13 protein-coding genes, 1 tRNA gene, 1 pseudogene and 1 other annotated feature are annotated in these 16126 nt (G+C 53.0%); of the genes and pseudogenes, 11 read left to right on the top strand and 4 right to left on the bottom strand.

Annotated features, from left to right (window positions below):
• Window positions 1-180 precede the first annotated feature (180 nt).
• A pseudogene (locus G5B42_RS06760) lies at window positions 181-575 on the top strand (transposase); the annotation flags it as partial.
• A 282-nt stretch (window positions 576-857) separates the two neighbouring features.
• Here the strand turns inward: G5B42_RS06760 and G5B42_RS06765 are convergent.
• Window positions 858-934, bottom strand: a tRNA-Arg gene (locus G5B42_RS06765).
• 136 nt (window positions 935-1070) lie between these two features.
• Here G5B42_RS06765 and G5B42_RS06770 point away from each other — a divergent pair.
• The 10 genes from G5B42_RS06770 (at window position 1071) to lepB (ending at window position 12158) form a co-directional block, all read left to right on the top strand.
• Complete coding sequence (locus G5B42_RS06770; protein WP_181339701.1) at window positions 1071-2723, top strand: nucleoside kinase; 1653 nt, start codon at window positions 1071-1073, stop codon at window positions 2721-2723.
• Window positions 2724-2853: 130 nt separating this feature from the next.
• On the top strand, window positions 2854-4209 hold the full coding sequence (gene lysA / locus G5B42_RS06775) for a diaminopimelate decarboxylase (RefSeq protein WP_181339702.1): 1356 nt from the start codon (window positions 2854-2856) through the stop codon (window positions 4207-4209).
• Window positions 4210-4355: 146 nt separating this feature from the next.
• Entirely contained in the window at window positions 4356-5006 is a 651-nt protein-coding gene (locus tag G5B42_RS06780) for a site-2 protease family protein (RefSeq protein WP_181339703.1), read from the top strand.
• Window positions 5007-5051: 45 nt separating this feature from the next.
• Entirely contained in the window at window positions 5052-5564 is a 513-nt protein-coding gene (locus G5B42_RS06785) for an HDIG domain-containing metalloprotein (protein ID WP_181339704.1), read from the top strand.
• Complete coding sequence (locus G5B42_RS06790) at window positions 5551-6315, top strand: segregation and condensation protein A (protein WP_181339705.1); 765 nt, start codon at window positions 5551-5553, stop codon at window positions 6313-6315. The genes G5B42_RS06785 and G5B42_RS06790 overlap by 14 nt, the downstream gene beginning before the upstream one ends.
• A complete protein-coding gene (scpB, locus tag G5B42_RS06795; protein WP_181339706.1) occupies window positions 6312-6869 on the top strand; it encodes an SMC-Scp complex subunit ScpB in 558 nt (185 codons plus the stop codon). Before G5B42_RS06790 ends, scpB begins: the two co-directional genes overlap by 4 nt.
• A gap of 24 nt (window positions 6870-6893) precedes the next feature.
• Window positions 6894-7292 (top strand): hypothetical protein, encoded by a 399-nt coding sequence (locus G5B42_RS06800; RefSeq protein WP_181339707.1) that lies wholly within the window; start codon window positions 6894-6896, stop codon window positions 7290-7292.
• 109 nt (window positions 7293-7401) lie between these two features.
• On the top strand, window positions 7402-8397 hold the full coding sequence (locus G5B42_RS06805) for a ketose-bisphosphate aldolase (protein ID WP_231133334.1): 996 nt from the start codon (window positions 7402-7404) through the stop codon (window positions 8395-8397).
• A 42-nt stretch (window positions 8398-8439) separates the two neighbouring features.
• Window positions 8440-8674, top strand: a binding site (T-box leader).
• A gap of 85 nt (window positions 8675-8759) precedes the next feature.
• On the top strand, window positions 8760-11411 hold the full coding sequence (locus tag G5B42_RS06810) for a valine--tRNA ligase (protein WP_181339709.1): 2652 nt from the start codon (window positions 8760-8762) through the stop codon (window positions 11409-11411).
• A 174-nt stretch (window positions 11412-11585) separates the two neighbouring features.
• Window positions 11586-12158 carry a signal peptidase I gene (gene lepB, locus G5B42_RS06815; protein WP_231133319.1) on the top strand — a complete coding sequence of 191 codons (573 nt, stop codon included), beginning with the start codon at window positions 11586-11588 and terminating at the stop codon, window positions 12156-12158.
• Window positions 12159-12269: 111 nt separating this feature from the next.
• On the opposite strand, the gene G5B42_RS06820 is transcribed toward lepB, so the two are convergent.
• The 3 genes from G5B42_RS06820 to G5B42_RS06830 all read right to left on the bottom strand — a co-directional run bounded on the left by G5B42_RS06820 (window position 12270) and on the right by G5B42_RS06830 (window position 16121).
• On the bottom strand, window positions 12270-12716 hold the full coding sequence (locus G5B42_RS06820; protein WP_231133320.1) for an acyl-CoA thioesterase: 447 nt from the start codon (window positions 12714-12716) through the stop codon (window positions 12270-12272).
• Between the two features lie 17 nt (window positions 12717-12733).
• Window positions 12734-13663: a family 20 glycosylhydrolase gene (locus G5B42_RS06825; protein WP_181339792.1), complete on the bottom strand. Its 930-nt coding sequence runs from the start codon at window positions 13661-13663 to the stop codon at window positions 12734-12736.
• Window positions 13664-13724: 61 nt separating this feature from the next.
• Complete coding sequence (locus tag G5B42_RS06830) at window positions 13725-16121, bottom strand: GH36-type glycosyl hydrolase domain-containing protein (protein ID WP_181339710.1); 2397 nt, start codon at window positions 16119-16121, stop codon at window positions 13725-13727.
• Window positions 16122-16126: the final 5 nt, after the last annotated feature.

Consider the following 16126-nt stretch of genomic DNA (forward strand, 5'->3'; position numbering starts at 1 on the left):
TCGAATTGACCGAAATACGCGGAATACTTTTAAAATGTTTCGTCATTGACGCCAAGTCGCTTAAATTAGGGTTTCCTGAAAAAGTCGCAAACCCTTATAAAATCTAAGAAAGCGCCGATTTTACGACAGGGGAAATGCACGGAAAACGAGAAATATTCTCTCAAATCCTTGCCTTTAGGAGTGACTGCTACGTACCGCAAAAAAGAACGACAACTCCCCTTGGAAAATTTTTATTTTCCATTTGGAGGAAAGCTTGACCTGAAAACCGCTGGGTGAAGTTGGCGAAGCTTATCCCTTGGGACGTCATTGAAGACAAATATGCTTCCTTATTTGACAAGAAGAACATGGGTGCTCCCGCTAAACCTGTCCGTATGGCTCTTGGTGCTTTGATTATTAAGGAAAAGGGCGGGTTCTCAGATGAAGAGGTCGGAGAACAGATTAAGGAAAACCCGTACCTTCAATATTTTATCGGATTAACCGAATTTCAAAAGGATGCCCCTTTCGATCCTTCAATGATGGTCCATTTCCGGAAACGCTTCAATGCGCAAATTATGAAAGAAATCAATGAACTAATCTGTTTGGGTCAGGAACATAATCCTTTGTCGGTGGGCCTTACTGGCGTTGTCAGAGTTCCGGGGGTTACTTTATTTTTTAAAGCCAAGAATTAAAAGGCGAGGAACCTACAAGAACAAGTATACAAAAAGTCTGCCCTGCCAGCGCCCGCCTTTGTGTTGACAATAACTGCGCGAAAAAGTAAGATATTACATAGTAATCTTAGACAGTCTGGATAGTGGCCTTAAATGTCTAGGTGCAATAAAAAACCCGGCTCCTCGGAACCGGGAAATCTTTGCCCAAAATGGCGCGTCTGGCAGGATTCGAACCTGCGGCCTACGGATTAGAAGTCCGTTGCTCTATCCTGCTGAGCTACAGACGCAAATCATTAATTATAATACCATATTCGTTGGGAAAGTACAATCCTAAATTCGAAGAGTTCTTTTCCCGAGGTGCTTTTGGGGCAGGATAAAAGCATAGTGATAAGTGATAATTTGCAGATAAAAAGGAGGATGGTCATGGAAACAGTCCGCGTAGAACTGAACGGTGAAACGAAAGTTGTGCCGAAAGGAACGACCGTGCAGGAGATTTTGGGTGCGTGGCCCGGGCAAAGTCATCCTCAAATTATGGCGGCGATGGTCGGTAAGGATCTCCGGGAGCTTTCCTACCGGGTGACTGAGGATACAGTGGTGAAGCCGGTTGATCTTACCCATGCGGACGGGGTCCGGATCTACAGCCGCAGCCTGATCATGGTGATGATCCGGGCGGCGAAGGAAGTCTTCCCCGGCTGTCAGGTGCGGATCATGTACTCTTTAAGCAAGGGCTTGTACGGCGAACTCTATATTGGACGGCCGGTGATGGAGAAAGATCTCCGGCTGGTGGAAGAGCGGATGCGGGCGATCATTGCCGCCGACGAAAAAATCGAGAAGCAGAAGATGCCATTGGAAGAGGCGATCCGGCTCTTCAAAGCCGAGGGCTTGACCGATAAAGCTCAGCTTTTGTCTTACAAGCAAACGCAGGAAGTCTCCATTTACCGCTGTGGCGACTATTATGACTATTATTACGGATACATGTTGCCGAGCACCGGTTTTTTAAAGGAGTTTGAGTTGTTGTTTCACCTGCCCGGCTTTCTTTTGCGTTATCCGTCCCAAACTTCGCCGGAGAAGGTCCCGCCCTATGTGGAGCAACGCAAACTGTCCCAGATCTTTTATGAATACGAAAAATGGGGCGAGGTATTGGAAGTCAATGACATCGGGTCATTGAACCGGATGATCGAGGCGGGAAAGGGGCATGAACTGATCCGGCTGGCCGAAGCGCTGCAGGAAAAGAAGATTGCCCACATCGCCGACGAAATTACCCGCGACCGGGAAAGGATCCGTCTGGTGATGATTGCCGGCCCCTCTTCGTCGGGGAAGACCACTTTTACCCAGCGGTTGGCGATTCAGCTCCGGGTCAACGGAGTCCGGCCGGTCTCGCTTTCCTTGGATGATTATTTTGTCAGCCGGAACCGGACTCCCCGCAATGAAAAGGGTGAACCCGACTTTGAAGCTTTGGAAGCGATCGATCTGGATCTCTTCAACGAACAACTGGCCGATTTGATTATGGGGAAAAAGGTTGAGATTCCCAGGTTCAATTTTATGAAGGGAGAGCGCGAATACCGGGGGGAAGTTCTTCAGATCAAACCGGACCAACCGATCCTGATCGAGGGGATCCACGGACTGAACGAAAAACTGACCCAGTCGGTACCGAAGGACCGCAAGTTCAAGGTTTATATCAGCGCTTTGACCCAGTTGAACATGGATAACCATAACCGGATCCCCACCACCGACAACCGTCTAATCCGCCGGATCGTCCGGGACAGCCAGTTCCGCGGTCACGATGCCCTGATGACTTTACGCCTCTGGCCGGCGGTCCGCCAGGGGGAAGAGAAGAATATTTTCCCCTTCCAGGAGGAAGCCGATATCATGTTTAACTCCGCCCTCATCTACGAACTGGCTATTTTGAAAAAGTATGTGGAGCCCCTCCTACAGGCGATCCCGCCGGAGGTGTCGGAGTATGCCGAAGCAAAGCGGCTCTTGAAATTCACCGCCTATTTCCTGCCGCTGGATGAGACGGAGGTCCCGTCCAATTCAATCCTGCGCGAGTTTATCGGTGGCAGTTGCTTTGTCTAAGCGGGGATGCCTTTTAATGCCTTGTTTCTTGACTTCTTCCTTCCGGTAGTGCTAGAATAAAAAGAATAAACACGGGGAAAACCGCTTTTTAGATGGCTACGGACTTGAAGCGTTTTTGAGGAGGAATAGGATGCTCGCCAGGGAATATTTCGAACGGGATTTGACCATCAACTCCTCAGGTCATTTGGAGATCGGCGGGTGTGATGTGGTTGAACTTGCCAAAGCGTTTGGGACACCGCTCTACGTTTTGGACGAAGCAAAGATCCGGGCGAATTGCCGGGCCTACCACGAGGCTTTGAAGGGCGTTTACCCGAATTATGAGTTGGTTTACGCTGGAAAAGCCTTCTTGACCCAGGCCATGTGCGGCTTGGTCTATCAGGAAGGTTTTGGCCTGGATGTGGTCTCCGGCGGGGAACTTTATACCGCCTTGCGGGCAGGTTTCCCGGCGGAGAATATTAATTTTCACGGGAATAACAAGTCCCGGGCGGAGCTGGTGATGGCCCTGAAAAACGGGGTTGGCCGGATTATGGTCGACAACCTGATGGAACTGGAGACCTTAATCCAGCTGGCGATGGAGACGAAGACCCAACCGCGGGTCGTCTTCCGTTTAAAACCCGGAGTTACCGCCCATACCCATACCTATACCCAGACGGGACAGGAAGATTCCAAGTTCGGGATGGGGCTCAACGACGGCGTTGCTTTGAAGGCGGTCAAGATCGCGCTTGCTTCTCCCCAGATTAAGCTGTTGGGTTTTCATTGCCACATCGGATCGCAGATTTTTGAGGTTGAGCCGTTTAAGGCCGCAATTGATGTGTTGACGGCTTTTATGGCGGAGGCCCGGACTCAAACCGGTTTTGTTGCCGAAGTCCTGGATCTGGGCGGCGGGATTGGGATCGCCCATAATAAGCAGGAAAAACCCCGTGCCCTGCTGGAGATCGTGAGCAAAATCGGCCGCTATGCCCGGGAACGTTTAACCGCATTACAATATCCTCTTCCGCTCCTGGTTTTGGAGCCGGGCCGTTCGATTGTAGGGTCTGCCGGAACAACCATTTACACGGTGGGAAATATTAAACGGATTCCCGGGGTCCGTACTTACCTGGCGGTGGACGGCGGAATGACCGATAACCCGCGGGTCGCCCTATACCAGGCGGTCTATGAAGGAGCCCTTGCCAATAAGATGAACGAGCCCCTGACCGAAGTCGTCACCGTGACGGGGAAATGTTGTGAATCGGGCGACATGTTGATCTGGGATCTGCCGCTGGCTACCCCTGAACCCGGTGACCTGCTGGCGGTCTTCGATACGGGTGCTTACAATTATTCGATGGCGAGCAATTACAACCGCCTGCCGCGGCCGGCGGTAGTCCTGGTTGCGGAGGGGGAAGCCGAACTGATCGTCCGGCGGGAGACCTATGAGCAGTTGATCCAGAATGATCTGATCCCCGAACGGTTAAAGGTGAAGTCGGAAGTAGAACCTATTGCAAAATAAATTGCCTTTTGCCCACAGACGGAAAGATGGCTTTCCGTCTGTTTTTGCGGTTATAGACCGCTAAAAGAGCTTTTGAAGACTTGGTGTCAGTGGGTAAATTGTGTTATAATACTTTATGGTTGTTTTTGCTAGTTGGAGGATAACCAATGCCCGAACTTTACCGCTTGATTTTGACCGTCCCCATTATCCTGTTCTCCTTGGTGATTCATGAATTTGCCCACGGCATGGTTTCTTATAAATTAGGTGATCCAACGCCGAAGCTCATGGGCCGTTTAACCCTGAGTCCTCTTGCTCACCTGGATCCCCTGGGGACGATCATGATTATTATCACAAACCTGCGCGGTTTTGGCTTCGGTTGGGCAAAACCGGTGCCGGTTGATTCCCGTTATTATCGGAACCCGGCCAAAGGGTTCGTCTTGGTGGCGTTGGCCGGACCCGCGGCCAATCTCGTCCTGGCTTGCCTTTTCGGTTTACCGCTGCGCCTCCTTAATCTGGGTTTTTGGCCGCTTGCGTTCGATTCGGCGCTTGGTTTTTTGTTGTTCCAGTTTTTTTATGCGGGAATGTTATTAAATTTAAGTCTGGCTTTTTTTAATTTGCTGCCCATCCCGCCGCTGGATGGGTCCAGACTGGTCCGTTACTTCCTGCGGGGACAAGCTTTTCACTTTTACACACAGCTTGAACGGCATGGTTTTATCATCCTGTTTGCTCTTTTATTCATCTTTAACCGGCCGTTTAACCGTTTTTTCTCAATCCTGATGAACTTTGGGTCCTTCCTGATCACGGGGTTTTGGATTTAACCTCCAATCTGTTGTAAGGAATGCACGAAGGAAGGAGGGATGTTTTTGGCTGCTTGGCGCAGAGCGATTGATCTTTTTCGGCGTAAACTGAACAAGACCGACCGTCAATTTGTCGAAAGTTATCTGGATGAAGCGGGCCTTTTTCTCTTTAACCAAATGAGTTATGCTGACCAAAAACATGCCGTTACCGTGGCGAGATACTTATTATCGGAAAAGGTTGATACCAGTAAGGCCAATCTGTCCCTGCTAATCCAGGGGGCCTTACTTCACGATGTCGGAAAAGTAAAAGGCGAAATCTCCTGGTGGAACCGGATTCAGGTCGGACTGATTCGCCGGTTTCTACCGAGTTTACGTGTGAAATGGGCGAAAAGAGGGGAAGCCGGTTTAAGTCATGCCCTCTATGTCGATCTGCACCATCCGGACCGGGGGGCTTATATGGCCCAAAGTTTGGGGATTGATCCGTCCGTTGTTTCGCTGATTAAACACCACCATGATGAAACAGGGGAACCGGCCAGCATCGAACTGGCCCTGCTCCGGAGTGCCGATGCGAAAAATTAAAAGACGAACGGACCAGCAGGCAAGTTACCAGGTTAAACTGGCGGTTTTTACCGGGCCCCTGGATCTTTTACTCCACTTAATCGAACGGGCGGAGATTGATATTTATAACATACCGATTGTGGAGATTACCGACCAGTTTTTGGCTTACCTGCAAACCATGGAGTTTTTTGACTTGCACGTCGCCGCTGACTTTCTGTTGATGGCGGCTACTTTAATGCAGATCAAGGCCAGGATGCTGTTGCCCCGGCCGTTGGTGGAGACGGAAGAGGAAACCCTGGAAGAAGAAGATCCCCGTCTCGAACTGGTTGAAAGATTGATGGAGTATAAAAAGGTGAAGGAAGTGGCCGCTCGGCTCCAGGAACGGGAAGCGGAAGCCAGCCGGTTCCTCCCGCGGACGGGCGGGTATTTCCCCGACCTGGAAGTGGCCGCCGCTGCCGAAACGGTCGGGCAGGTGACCCTGTGGGATTTGGTGCAGGCCTTCAGTGCTTTGCTCGAAAGTTTACTGCCCCGCCTCGAGTTGGAAGGAATGCCGGAGGAAGAGTATTCGATCCAGGAGATGATGGATAAGATTATGAACGGATTGGCCCGGGGATCCCGGGTTTCTTTCCGCACCCTCTTTTCCGGTTTGGCTTCGCGCAAAGCGGTGGTGGCTTCCTTCCTGGCCTTACTTGAGCTGATCCGGATGCGAAAAGTCCTAGTCCAGCAGGAGATGACCTTTGGTGAGATCGTGATTGTCCGGTGGGAGGGGTGAACGTGAACTGGCGGAAGGCCAAAGCAGTGCTGGAGGCGGTGATCTTTGCTTCTTCGGAACCCGTCACCGTGAAGGAATTGAGTATGATCCTGGCGCTGAACTACGAGACGGTCGAGCAGCTTTTGGCGGAGTTAAACGAGGAATACCTCGACGAGCAGCGGGGGATTCAAATAAAGGAAGTGGCCGGTGGTTTCCAGTTTGTCACCAAGCCGGAGTACGCCGACTACCTGGAAAAATTGAAGAAGGTCCCCCGGCCGTCCCCCCTTTCACAGGCTGCCCTCGAGACGTTGGCGATTATTGCCTATAAGCAACCGATTACCCGCGCGGAGATTGAAACCATCCGCGGGGTGCGAGTGGACAGCTCGCTGACGACGCTTTTGGAGCGCGGGCTGATTGAGGAAGCGGGGCGGAAAGACGGTCCCGGCCGCCCGATTCTTTATGGAACCACCAAGAAATTTCTCAAGTATTTCGGTTTGAAAAGTCTGGATGAATTGCCCATTGTCGATGACTGGATTCTTAATCAGCAATTGCAGATTGATTTAACCGCCGATTGAGGAGTAATGAGGAGGGGAAAACGGATGAAATTTAACTTTAAGTTTGAGCGGGACGGCAATTATTATTTTGGCTTGTTACTGCTGGTTGCGGCGTCGGCTTCAATAATATATGCTTTTTTCTTTGATGGTTTTGAGCCGCAGAATTTTCTGGCTTATTTTCTGATCTACGCGTGGGGGTACACCCTGCTCCTGAAAAGCGACTGTGAATACCGCCTCAAGCGGCTGGAGGAAGCAGTGACTGCCCTTCAGAACCGTCTAGATAGACTTGACACTGATTTTAGCCAAGAAACGGAAGTACATATTGGGGAAAGCACGGAAGCAGAAAGCATAGCAGAAGAAGGCGAAACAGAAGAAGCAAGCGCGGAAGAAAATACACCTGACCGTCCAGCCGAACTAAATGAGGATGGGGAAGAAGGTGGGTGATAGTTGCGGTAAAAAATGAGGGATGATAATTAAAACCAACGTTCACGCCTTGGTGGACGGTGTCGATTAAAATTACAGGAGAAGAGGAGAGAGTGCAATGATTGTTACGATGAAGGCGATCTTGGAAACAAGTCTTAAAGCTTACAAAGAAGGTAAGCCTTTTGCCGTCGGTGCTTTTAACGTGAATAACATGGAGCAGATGCAGGGTATTATGATGGCGGCCCAGGAGACCAAAGCCCCCGTTATTGTGCAGGTCAGTAGAGGGGCCTTAAAGTATGCCCAGGATCTGTACCTTGTCAATATTATTAAAGCCGGAGCCGAACTCAACCCGGAGGTGCCGTTGGCCATCCATCTGGACCATGGGAACAGTTTTGAGACGGTGAAACGGGCAATCGATTTAGGTTTCACCTCGGTCATGATCGACGGTTCGTTAATGGAAGACGGGAAGACTCCTTCCACTTTTGAGTATAACGTGAAGGTTACCGCGGAAGTGGTCAAGTATGCCCACGACCGTGGCGTGACGGTCGAAGGTGAACTGGGGACCCTTGGCGGGATTGAAGACGGGGTCGGTTCCGGGAAGACGGTCTTGACCGATCCGGACCAGGCGGTTGAGTTTGTGGAAAAGACCGGTGTGGATGCCCTGGCGATCTCGATCGGAACCTCCCACGGGGCCTACAAATTTAAGGGCGAACCGAAATTAGCCTTCGATATTATTGAAGAGATCCGGAAAAAACTCCCCAACACCTATCTGGTCTCTCATGGTTCCTCCAGTGTACCACAGGAACTCATTGACATCATCAACCAGTACGGTGGAAAAATGGAGGCGGCGAAAGGTGTGCCCATCCCCGCGCTGCAGAAAGCGATCACTTGTGGGATAAACAAGATCAACGTCGATACCGACAGCCGTCTGGCCGCCACCGGCGCGATCCGGAAGTTCTTTGTGGAGCACCCCGCTGCCTTTGACCCGCGGGAGTATAACACCAAAGCCCGTGAAGCCATTGCCGCTGAAGTCAAGAAGAAGATTGAAGCCTTCGGGGCGGCGGGGCGCGCGGCCGATGTTCCCAACTGGGGTCTCGAAGAGATGAAAAAGCTCTATATGTCTTGACAAGCGTAAAAGAAAACAGGTATTATAGGGAAAAAGCATTTGATCGAAACGATGAGCGGAAGGAGTAACCATGGAACGCCGACAGAGAAGGGGTTCGGAGGCTGGAAGACCCCGCGGACACTTCCATGGTGAAGGTCGTCCGTGAGTTCTGCGGTCGAAAAGGCGTTTGCCTTAATAGAGCGCAGCGGTGTGCCCGTTATCGCCTTTGAGTGCCCCTGCCATTTTGTCGGCAGGGGAAATAAGGTGGTACCACGAAAAGAAACCTTTCGTCCTTAAGGATGAAAGGTTTTTCTTTATAGGATAGGGCCTTGCCTGACGGCTAGCCCTTAACCAGGTTGAAGAGACAAAGGAGAGGAATTGCCATGAATCGTCTGTTACCAAAGGCCTATGACCCGAAGACGGTCGAAGAGAAATGGTACCGTTTCTGGCTGGAGCACAACTGTTTCCATGCTGAGGTGGATCCGGACCGGAAACCTTACGCCATTGTCATTCCGCCGCCGAACGTCACGGGGCGGCTCCATTTGGGCCACGCGCTCAACAACACGCTCCAGGATATCCTCGTTCGTTACCACCGCATGAAAGGGGATAACACGATGTGGATCCCCGGGACCGACCATGCCGGCATCGCGACCCAGGTTCGCGTGGAAGAGGAGTTGGCGAAAGAAGGGCTTAACCGGCACCAACTCGGGCGGGAGAAGTTCCTGGAGCGGGTTTGGCAGTGGAAGGAAGAATACGGCGGGACGATTATCCGCCAGTTAAAGAAGCTGGGCTCCTCCTGTGATTGGCAGCGGGAGCGTTTCACCATGGATGAAAAGTGTTCCCAAGCGGTGCGGGAGGTCTTTATCCGCCTTTACGAAAAGGGCCTGATCTACCGGGGGAGTTATTTGATCAACTGGTGTCCGCAGTGTGCGACCACCCTCTCCGACATCGAAGTGGAACACGAGGAGCTAACCGGACGCCTGTGGCATCTGCGCTACCCGCTGTCCAGCGGCGACGGGTACATTCAGGTGGCCACCACCCGCCCGGAGACCATGCTGGGGGATACGGCGGTGGCCGTCCACCCGGAAGATGAACGCTACCGGCATTTGGTCGGGAAAACGGTGATCCTGCCCATCGTGAACCGGGAGATTCCGATTATCGCCGACGAGATGGTTGATCCCGAGTTTGGCACCGGCGCGGTGAAAGTCACCCCTGCCCACGATATCAACGACTTTGAAGTCGGTTTACGCCATAATTTGGAACAGATTACCGTGATCGGTTTTGACGCCAAGATGACCAAGGCCGCCGGGAAGTATGCCGGGATGGACCGGGATGAATGCCGGAAACAAATCCTCGCGGAACTGGAGGCCGGGGGTTACCTGGCCGGGGAAGAGACTATCACCCATGCGGTCGGGACCTGTTACCGCTGTGACACGGTGATCGAACCGCTCATCTCCAAACAGTGGTTTGTCAAGATGAAACCGCTGGCCGCCCCGGCGATTAAAGCGGTCCAAGACGGGAAGATCCGTTTTGTCCCCGAGCGCTTCACCAAGATCTATTTGAACTGGATGGAGAATATCCGTGACTGGTGTATCTCCCGGCAGCTCTGGTGGGGACACCGGATTCCCATCTGGTATTGCCAGGACTGCGGGGCTGAGTTCGCGGCCCGGGAGGAACCGCAGACCTGTCCGAAATGCGGCCATTCCCACCTGGAACAGGATCCGGATGTCCTTGACACTTGGTTTTCTTCGGCTTTGTGGCCCTTCTCGACCATGGGCTGGCCGGAAGAGACGGCGGAGCTCAAGCATTTTTATCCCACGGCTGTGCTGGTGACGGCCCGGGACATTATCTTCTTCTGGGTCGCCCGCATGATCTTCATGGGCCTGGAGTTTATGGGGGAGAAACCCTTCCATGAAGTGCTGATCCATGGTCTGGTCCTGGATAAGGACGGGAAAAAGATGAGTAAGTCCCGGCCCGAGACGAATGTTGATCCTTTGGACGTGATCGAGAAATACGGGGCCGATACTTTACGTTTCACCCTGGCGACCGGGACGACCCTCGGCCAAGACCAGCGGTTCCAGATGGAAAAGATCGACGGGATCCGCAATTTTTCCAATAAGATCTGGAACGCGGCTCGCTTTGTCCTGATGAACCTGGAGGATTACCCGGCGGAGGAGGAAGAACTGAATCTCTCCGCCCTTTCCCTGGCCGACCGGTACATCTTGTCCCGTCTGCAGCGGGTGATCGCGGCCGCCGAAACCATGTTGAACCGGTATGACTTGGGTGGTTTTGCCAACGTGCTCTATGATTTCATCTGGAGCGAATTCTGCGATTGGTATATTGAGATGGCCAAACCCGCGCTCCGCCTGGAAGGGGAGGTCAGGCGTACCACTCAGACGGTCTTGGTAACCGTATTGCGGCAGACCATGGCTTTACTCCACCCCTATATGCCCTTTATTACGGAGGAGATCTGGCAGGCCCTGCCCCACCAGGGCGAAACCCTCATGTTGGCCCCGTGGCCGGCAGTGGACGAAAGGCTCCTGGACGAACAGGCGGAAGCGGAGATGAGCTTGATCATGAATCTGACCCGGGCGATCCGGAATATCCGCGCCGAAGTCGGGGTCGAACCGGGCCGGAAGGTGGAGGCCATCTTCTTAACGGACGCTGCCAAACAGGCCGTCCTAAACGCAAACCGTTTGTATCTGGAGACACTGGCGGGCTTAAGCAAGATGGAGGTGCACGACAGTGCCAGCGCAAAGCCGGCCAAGGCGATGACCGCCGTGGTGGAAGGGGTGGAGGTCTTTTTACCACTGGCCGGGATGGTTGACTTCGAGTTGGAGCTGAAACGGTTGCAGAAAGAGTTGTCAACTTTGGAAGAGGAGAGAAAACGGCTCACGGCGAAACTGGCGAATGAACAGTTTGTCAGCAAAGCGCCCCCGGCGGTGGTGGAGAAGGAGCGGAAGAAACTGGCTGCTCTTGAAATCGACTACGAAAAAATCCAAAACCGCCTGGCGGAACTCTCCAGGGAGGACTAACCTGCTATGCAAAACTGTCCGCCGGGGCGAAGCCATAATGGCTTGGCCGCCGGCGGATTTTGGCGGATTTTCGACCGGGAGAACCAAAGGGAACTTTAACCATTTTAAAGCGTTAAAGTTAGAGTCGGGAGAAGAATCAGGGGAAGAAAGACAGTCGTTGAGGAGGTTAGTCCATTGGAGTTTAACAAGTCAGAACTCAGGGAGTGGATCGAATCAATCGCCAGTTCGGTGTTGACCGCCCTCTTTATTATGGTCTTTATCTTTCAAACCTACAAAGTGGAAGGTAAGTCCATGGAGCCTAACCTGTACGAAGGGCAAAGGCTGATCGTGGACAAGATAACCTATCGTTTTCGCCCGCCGAAGCCCGGCGAAGTGGTGGTGATTAAACCGAAGGATCCGACCAAGAAATTTGTCAAACGGGTGATCGCCACCGAAGGGCAGAACCTCCAGATCAGCAACGGAACTTTACGGATTAACGGCCTGCCCGTCCATGAACCCTATATCATGGAAGAGATGTACGATGATTTCGAGTGGACGATCATTCCCCGGGGCACTGTTTTTGTCATGGGCGATAACCGCAACCGGAGTATGGACAGCCGGGACGAGCGCAATGTGGGCTTCGTCCCGTTGGAAAATGTGGTGGGGAGAGCGATTCTCGTCTATTGGCCGTTTAATCAGGCGAAAATTATTAAAACCCCCGAGCTCAAGGGGGATTGGGACGTGCCGGATATTGAGTTTAATGATTGAAAAGTGAAAAGGAGCCGGAGGAAGAAACTCCGGCTTTCTTTTTCTCTTCTTGAGAGGGATTTTCTCCACGGGAAAGGAGGTTTGCCGTGGAGAAGGGATGGATTTCGGGGATCAGGCCTGTTCTTTAAAGAAGGCCTCCAATCGTTTGACCGGTTCGCGGCGGGGTTTGCCGTCCTTCGTGATACAGATCTGTTTTGTTTCCCCGGTGACCAGCAGCAGGCCATCGGGTTCGCGGGTGATTTTATAGGCAAACTCTAAATAGGGCGGGTGGATCGCTTTGATCCAGGTCTCCACCGTGACCAAATCATCATATCTGGCCGGGGCGTGGTAATGGCAGGTGGCGGAGAGCAGGGGGAAGAAATACCCTTCTTCTTCACACTGCCGGTAGGAAAAGCCGTATTGCCGAAGAAATTCGGTGCGTCCCAGCTCCATCCAGGGCAAATAACGCGAATGGTGCACCACCCCCATGGCGTCCGTTTCGGCGTACCGGACCCGAAAACTGACCCGGTTGCGAGCCCCGGAGAACATGGACGGGGTAGGTGTTCGCTCTTTCTTCATCTTGTTTCCTCCTTACATCACCAATGGCGAGTGTGGTGGGTATCAATCGTTATAATTATAGTACAGAATTGTGGTGAATGGGGAAGATGCAACAAAAATGAAAGAAAGGGGCTTAATTTTGTAATGTGGTCCGCTTGGGCCAGCGGGTCGTTCTGGTAATGGAAAGCGGCGGGCAGCATGAGGTCAAGGTAGTAATTGTGGGAGAGAATTCTTTTGTAGCCCATTTTGGCGGCTTGCCACAGGCTTTCCTTGTTCCGCCAGGCCTGGATGACAATGGTGGAGGCGGGCAGGTCAGGGGCGAGGATCTCGTCCCAACCCACCATCTTCTTTTTGAGCTTGGTTAAAATCGCGTGTAACCGGCGGTTAAAATATGCTTGCAAGGAATGGGTGTCCGGAAGGCCGCGGGCGTGCATAAACGCCTGGATCTCAGGGTTGGCCGCCCATTGTTTTCCGTTGTTCTCATCACCGCCGATATGAATATACTCGTCGGGGAAGAGGGCGGCCATTTCCTGGAAAAAGGCTTCCAAAAAAGCATAGGTTTCCTCCCGTACCGGATTCAGGACGGTATCTTTCACGCCGAAGCCGATTTCAGGGTGGTGGGGACCAGGAGCGCTTGCCAGTTCCGGGTAGCCCAGGACCCAACTGCTGGTGTGGCCGGGGAGGTCAAATTCGGGAACCACCCTGATCCCGCGCCGGTCGGCGTAAGCGATTATTTCCCGGATCTGCTCCTGGGTATAATACTGCCCGTTGGCCCCTTCCTGGTGAAGGCGGGGGAAGACCTTGCTTTCCACCCGGAAGCCCTGATCGTCGGTTAAATGCCAATGTAAGACGTTTAACTTGACGGCGGCCATGCCGTCCAGATTGCGTTTGATCACATTGACCGGCTGAAAGTGCCGGGCGCAGTCGATTAATAAGCCCCGCCAGGGAAAGCGGGGTTGGTCAGCAATCCGGACCGCCGGGAAAAAGGGGCCGTTTTGGTCCGCCGTGAGGAGTTGGAGTCGTTCCTCCCTAACCCATGATTACGACCACATCGTGGGTGGTGCCGGGTGCTTGCGGCGGGATTGTCCCTTGGACCGGCTTTCCATTTAAAGTGATGCTTTTAACCCCTTTTTGCACCCGGTCCGGGTTCTTGACGGTAATGTGGAAGGTGGCACCCCGCCACTGGCGGGTGACCTGGAATTCCTCCCAGTCCTCCGGGATACAGGGATCAATGATGAGGCCGTCAAAAGTAAGCCGGATGCCCAAGATCCACTGGGTGGCCGCCGTGTACATCCAACCGGAGCTTCCGGTCAGCCACGGATGGCGGGCCCGGCCGAAAGCCGTGTGGTCCCGGCCGACGATAAACTGACAGTAGGAGTAGGGTTCGGCTTCCCGGATATGGATTTTATCGTTTTGGTTGTAAGGCAGGAGGGCATCATAGTATTTCATTGCGCGGTTACCCCGGCCCAACCGGCATTCGGCCACAATGGCCCAAGGGTTGGGGTGGCTGAAAATAGCCCCGTTTTCTTTGAGGCCCGGGTAGACACGGGTGACAAACCCGATCTCATCATCGGGCTTGGTGTAACAAGGCCAGACCAGGTGGATACCCCATTCGGAGTAAAGGTATTGGTCAACCGCGTCCATACAGAGCCGGCCTCGTTCGGCGGAGGCGGCTCCGGAGAGGACCGCCAGACTGTTCGACTCCAGATGGACTTTGCCTTCCTCATTCTCATGGGAGCCAATCTTCCGGCCGTTGGCGGTAATCCCCCGGATGTACCAGCGGCCATCCCAAAGGACCGATTCACAAGCATTGCGCACTTTTTCGGCGATGGCGCTGTATTTTTCCACGTCTTCCTGGCGCCCCAGGAAAGCAGCGGCTTCAATAAAGGCTTGTAAGGCCCAGTAGTGCAGGAACGAAACCATGGCGCTCTCGCCGCCGCCGAGGTTAAGGCAGTCATTCCAGTCGGCCCGCAGCCCTTTGCAGATTCCATGGGGCCCGACATGTTCCGTGGAGAAATCCAAAGCACGTTTCAGGTGTTCGTAGACGGAAGCTTCGCCGCCATCGGCAAAGGTAACGATTTCATCGAGGAAAGCGAGGTCACCGGTCTCTTTTACATATTGGCAGACGGAAGGAACCAGCCATAGGTGGTCATCGGAACAGGTGTCCTCCAGCCCGTGGATGAGCGATTCCGGTTTCGGTTCCGGCACGACCGTTGGAGATTTGAATTTCGGGGCCGGTGGACGGTTAGGGTCAAAGTGTTCGGGTTCGAACAGGTGCAAACCATATCCGCTACTCACTTGGGCCCGCAAAAGCTCGATGATGCGTTGGCGTACTTTTTCCGGGTTGGTATGGGGAACGCTCATCACATCCTGGGCGGTGTCGCGGTAACCCAGTCCGGTGCGGCCACCCACTTCAATAAAGGAGGCGAACCGGGACCAGACGACGCAGGTCTCGGCCTGGTAAGGGTTCCAGGTGTTGATCATGGTGTTGAACCCTTCATGCGGGGTGCGACACTGCAGTTTGGCCAATTTACGTTCCCAGTACTCCTTCAGTTCCCGGAAGGCGGCATCCACATTAGTAAAGTCTTTGTATTTGGCCCGCATTTGCTGGCCGGCTTCCCGGTTGCCCACCCCGAGCAGAAAGATGAGGCGTTTTTCTTCACCCGGGGCTAAAGTGATCCGCTTATGGAGGGCGCCGCAATGATTGCCCCCAAGTTCGCTCATGTTGGAACAATAGCCGCGTTCCACGGCGATCGGATTGGTTTCCGTGCGGTAGGCCCCGAGGAAACGGTCACGGAGACTATCATAGCTGTCCGGCTCAAAACTGGCGGTGAAATAGTGGAAAGTCCATGGTTCATAGAAGAAGTCATATTCGATTACCCCATCCTGGTAACTGGAACCACTGGCGTAGAGACTCATTTGGAAATTTTGGTTGTCGATGTCAATGTGGTGGAAGGAGAATTCAACATAAGAGAAGACACTGAGCTTCCGGGGCTGGTTGGAGCTGTTTTTAATCCGCACATCCCAGAGCTCCACATCATCATTGATGGGGATGAACAGGAGTTGTTCCGCTTCAATCCCTTGGTATGTACAGAGGAACTTGGAATAGGAAAGGCCGTGCCGGCACTGGTAATTCGCTTTATTTAAATCTTTGCCCACCGGTTGCCACGAGACGGACCAGTAGTCGCCCGTTTCATCGTCCCGCAGGTAAACGTAGTGGCCAGGCCGATCCATGGGGACACCATTGGGGCGAAAACGGGTGATCCGGTGGTGTTGAGCCTGGCGGTAAAAGGAGTAACCGCCGGCATTGTTGGAGATCACAGTGCATAGATCTTTGACACCTAAGTAATTAGTCCATGAGACCGGTGTGTCCGGGCGTTCAATTACATATTCCCGATTTTGGTTATCAAAGTATCCGTATCGCAATTTCA

Origin of the sequence: Capillibacterium thermochitinicola (assembly GCF_013664685.1) — a bacterium.
Lineage (GTDB): Bacteria > Bacillota > UBA4882 > UBA10575 > UBA10575 > Capillibacterium > Capillibacterium thermochitinicola.